This is a genomic window from Microcoleus sp. K1-B1 (genome assembly GCF_036704705.1).
GTDB lineage: Bacteria > Cyanobacteriota > Cyanobacteriia > Cyanobacteriales > Microcoleaceae > Microcoleus.
On sequence record NZ_JAUBSH010000177.1, the window covers coordinates 1 to 3,566 of the forward strand.

Here is a 3,566-nt window from a genome sequence, read left to right on the forward strand (position 1 = left end):
CCGTCTAAACGGTCATTATCCTCGTTACCATTGAGGGTGTCGTTGCCGGCCAATCCATTGAGGGTGTCGTTGCCGGCAAATCCATTGATGGTATCTGGATTGGCAGTTCCGCTTAAGTTATCAGGGCCAGCAGTGCCAATTATAGGGGGGTTGTCTATCGTACCGTAAACATCGTTATTGTCTTGGTTATCGCCGATACCGTTGGCGGGGGTGGTGGCAGCGGGAGTGCCAGCTTGGTTGGTTGCGGTGTTGCTAGTGAAAGTTGTTCCAAATGACGTGACAGTAGGTAGCGCAGTCGGCATCCCTTGGTTGTTGCCATTGGGGTTGGTGAGGGACTGCATGGCGAAAATTGCCCCACCTTTGCCTTCACCAGGGGTGTTACCCGTGCCGCCTGTAGCAGTGTTGCCAGTAAATGTGGTGTTGTCAAGGATGAGAGTACCTTGACGAATGAATACTGCACCCCCCATGCCCGCACCGCCGTCGCCGATGCCGCGGATGTTGCCAGTACGGAAGCCGCCGTCGCCGCCGCCGAAGCCGCCGTCGCCGCCGAAGCCGATGCCGTTGCCCGCGCCGCCGTAGCCGCCGCCGTCGCCGAAGCCGCCGCCGCCGCCGAAGCCGCCGTCGCCGCCGTTGCCGTTGCCGCCGTTGCCGAAGCCGTTGTCGCCGAAGCCGCCGTAGCCGGCGCGGCCACGGCCGCCGCCACCACCGAAGCCGCCGTCGCCGCCGTTGCCGTTGCCGCCGTCACCACCAATGCCGCCGTTTTCGTTGCCGCCGCCGCGACCGCCGTAGCCACCGCCACCGTTGCCACCGAAGCCGCCTAAGCCACCGATGCCGTAGCCGCCGTTGCCGCCGTTGCGGGTGCTGTCGCCGTAGCGGCCGTCGCCGCCGTTGCCGTAGCCGCCGTCACCACCAATGCCACCGATGTCGCCGATGGCGTTGCCGCCGTTGTCGTTGCCGTAGCCGCCGTAGGTGCCATAATGGGAAACACCCCGGTTACCCGAATTGCGAGGCACAAAATTAGCACCACCTCCCTGCCCAAAATACCCACCATTTCCGCCAATGGCAGAGTTATTAGAAAAGGTGACAGAATTCAGGTTGACTGTGCCGTTATAAACAAACAAGCCACCCCCCATGCCTGCGCCCCCACCACCACCAGATCTGCCGCCCTGGGCGCGACCCCCGCTAATGGTCATATTGGAGAAACTGACGCTTCCAGACTTCACAAAGAAGGGGCGAACGTCACCCGTATCATTGCCACTACTGTTATTGGCATCTCCGCTGACGGTGAAACCGCCACCAATAAGAGCAATATTGCTGTCGATTAGCTGATTCGGAGTCTGTGTAAACGTGACACCTGTGGTGAGGGTAATCGTGTCATCCCCTGGCGCGACATTCGCATCTAAAATTGCTTTGCTTAATGTGCCTGCTACACTGCCAGTACCATTATCGCTTGCCACCGTGACATCAAAGTTAGCCAGTGTATAGTCATAATCTTCCATCGCCTGCCGAGTAAACGGCACAGTGGATTCAATCTGGCCCGTTACTATTTCTAAATCCCAGTCGCCCTCTTTAGCTGCATTTCCTGTCAAGTCGTTAGAGGCTGCGACATCTGCACCTGTGAGTTCACTTAATCGCTTGACAAAATTATTGCCAGCTTCTGTGGCAGCTACATCGCATCCATAAAGTAGGATATCTCCGTTCTCTGTCAGAGCATTTCCCCACTGTTGTAGCTGAGTGTTGAACTTTTCGAGGTCATTCCCATTGAGTACATCTGCACCGAGTTTTAAACTGCCTTGGTTGCCGTGAGAAACTACATGAACAGCTTCAATGCCACTTTCACTAGCCAGTGCTTGGGTAATTTGTTCCATGCCACTACGCTTGTCATCTAAAACGACTATTTTGGCGTTAGCATCTGCGCCCTCTATCAAGTTTTGATAATTCTCTACAGAAGAGTCAACGAAAATAATTTGCTGGTTGGCAGTTGATGAGTTCATAATTATTGAAATCCCTGATATCTATGGTTTACATCCAAGTTTCGCTCCCCATCGCCTCCCCGTTTTCAAGGGGGACTTTGAACACTCTTCTTCCTTTTTAATGGGGGTTAGGGGGGAGCTAGAGCGTCGGTTTTGCGGTTTATTGAGTTTTCGCTACAATTGCACTAGCACGACTATTTGTTGAATCTGTCCAAAAAGATAAGCTATCAAATCGCTCAAACAAGTCGGGAGGTAAAATCGTTTTTCTCGGTTTAAATTCGACTTGAGCTCGCACTTGGTGTAACCCTTGTGTTTTCAGCTTATTATCAAATTCTGGTTCTTGATATTGAACGTTCTCGAAATCATGTTCAAAAGGCTCTTCGCCGAGAAATTGATAAATCAGCGACATGGTTTTAGCCGGCCCTTTGGTTAATAAATCGTAATCTACAAGGAGAAGAGAACCACTCTGTTCGCTATAAAATGCTTCTTTAAGGGCGTTATAAGCATAACCCACTAAACGGGAACCTTGACTTAATGCTTCGGTGCGGCTATAAACTGTAGCCCGTTCTGCTGGATTATTAAATAACCGGGAAACATCAAAGGCATTGCGCCGAATCAGTAGCTCAATGCTGTCCATAATCCAAGCAATGTTTCTAACGCAGCAGATGACTTTGGCTTCGGGAAATAGTTCCAGAATTAATGGCAATTTACTGCACCAAAGACGATTGGTGTCGAAGATCACTTCTTTTTCAGCTTGCGGGTGGTAATAAGCTGAAAAGATGCTCATAATCAGTGCCCGTTTTTGTTCAGAGGAAATGAACACGGAAAACTCATTATCTTCGCTCATGGCTTCCAACATTCGCTCTACTAAACCCCCGACTGGGGAGGTCATAGCGGCGTGAAATCGCGGATTTTGTCGTAGTAATGCTGCCAGTAAAGTAGAGCCTGAGCGGGGTACTCCTGATATGAAGTGAGCTTTCACTGGCTTCGTTTGAGAATGGGTTTGTACAATTTAGATGCAACTTAACGGTATGATCCTATGGTATCACCCTAAAGACATATTTTTTATAAAATATTTTTATTTAACATTTCACGACACAACATCCAGGTTTACGATATCTTTACAATTTAGACATCGTGGGTTAACTTTCTCTATCTTTATCATTGCTTCAGGCTGCTGTCCGTCGGACAAGTCGGAGCTTGACCATGAGTACAGAATTAATGTGAAACTTTCACCGCAGATGTCAGTTGACATACGCAGATTAACGCGGATTAAGATACAGTTTGTTTCGTTAACTCGACATAGATATGTTATAACCGCACCGGATACCGAGCCATTAAATCAATAGAAATTCTGTCGAACAGCAAAATAATTTCTTTTACTTCTCAACGTTCCGGCGGCCCAAAAGCCAAATCGCTATTGTAGGGGCGGGGAATAAAATTGGTATGACACCCAGGGTGTGGAATCTGGGTGGAAACCAATCCTATACAAACAAAGTCCGACAGGGAATTAATACCCTGTCGGACTTTCTCAAAAAACCCGGTTTGTTGGCTAATTTTTCCGATTGGGATTGACAGCTCATCCTTCGATTA

2 protein-coding genes are annotated in these 3,566 nt (G+C 49.8%); both read right to left on the reverse strand.

Annotation, left to right across the window (positions count from 1 at the left end; translation table 11 throughout):
• On the reverse strand, window positions 1-1,994 hold a 1,994-nt coding region (locus tag QUA83_RS30125), incomplete at its 3' end, for a DUF4347 domain-containing protein (protein WP_333297871.1).
• Between the two features lie 139 nt (window positions 1,995-2,133).
• The gene (locus QUA83_RS30130) at window positions 2,134-2,955 is read right to left on the reverse strand and encodes a sulfotransferase (protein ID WP_333297872.1); all 822 of its coding nucleotides are present in this window, start codon (window positions 2,953-2,955) and stop codon (window positions 2,134-2,136) included.
• Window positions 2,956-3,566 lie beyond the last annotated feature (611 nt).